The following is a 1280-nucleotide window of genomic DNA, read 5'->3' as shown; positions in this document are numbered from 1 at the left end:
CCCATCTGCGTCGCCGCCGCCGGCAGCGCCCACGGCGGCATGCTCGCCTCGTTGTACACGCGACCGATGATCAGCGGCCGGTCCGGGTCGCCGTTGATGAAGTCCACCACCACCTCGTCGTTCACCCGCGGGATCTGCACCCCGCCGAACCCCTGGCCCGCCCACGCGCTTGACACCCGCACCCAGCACGAGCTCGTGTCGTCGCCCTTCGCCAGGCGGTCCCAGTGGAACTTCACCTTCACCCGGCCGTAGCGGTCCGTCCAGATCGACTCCCCCGCCGGGCCCACCACCTTCGCCGTCTGCGGACCGTGCGTCTTCGGCCACGCCGTCGCCGGCTCCGCGCGGTACGTCACCGACGACGGCAGCACCGTGAACGCGATGTTGTGCCGCGCACCGCCGCCGCCGCTCGCGTACCCGTTCTCCTCGAAGTCGTACCGCGCCGACGTCACCAGGTACTCTCCGTTGTCGCTGAAGTGCGGCGCGTTCACGATGCCGAACCGGTACCCCGGCGCGATGCCCGTCGCCGTCCCCGTTCCGCTCACGCTGTGGTGCGCCACCTGCCACACCTCCTGACGGATGCGCGTGTAAAACTCCCCGTGGCTGTGGTCGACAAAATGGCCCGGCCAGTCGTACACGTCCACCGCCCCCGGCACCGGCGACACCGGGTTCTGCCGCGCCTGCAGCATCCACGCGTTCGGCTTGCGGAAGTCGTAGTCGTCCGTGCTGTACATCCCCGGCGTCACGCTCTCGCACAGCGACCACTGGCTGATGCCCTCCTCCGTCACGCTCCCGCCCGACGCCGTCACGTGGTACGGTATCGTCTCATAGCCCGCGAACGCCTCGTGCTGGTCCGCCCCGTCGCACAGCACCATCACGTGACGCTCCGCCTCGTGGCGGAACCAGTAGTAAATCCCCTCCAGCTCCATCAGCCGGCTGATGAAGTCGAAGCTGCTCTCCTGGTACTGCACGCAGTACTCCCACACCCGGTAGCTGCTGCCCAGCCGCGTCTCCACGTTCACCCCGTTCTCCTGCAGCAGCGTCTGCACTATCTGCGGCACCGTCTGACCCTGAAATATCCGCAGGTTGCGGTCCCGGCGCATCGGCCACAGGTCCGGCTCCACCCGCAGCTGGTACACCGCGTAGCGCGTCCCGCTCAGCTCCTCGCTGCGCACCGCCACCCGCGTGATTTTCCCGTTGAGGTAGCGCGGCGACAGCAGGCTCTGCGTCGGCAGCGTGAACGTGACCGGCTGCCCCAGCAGCGCGTGCCGGTCGATGCGCGC

General features: G+C 68.9%; 1 protein-coding gene. It reads right to left on the bottom strand.

Features of this window, described 5'->3' with window-relative positions:
- A partial coding sequence (locus FT726_RS27325; protein WP_346303854.1) for a type VI secretion system tip protein TssI/VgrG occupies positions 1-1280 on the bottom strand: 1280 nt, incomplete at both ends.

The organism is Pantoea sp. Morm (assembly GCF_016643525.1).
Classification (GTDB): Bacteria; Pseudomonadota; Gammaproteobacteria; order Enterobacterales; family Enterobacteriaceae; genus Pantoea; species Pantoea dispersa.
The sequence above is the reverse complement of the archived record's forward strand: the minus strand, read 5'-3'. Positions and strand labels throughout refer to the sequence as shown.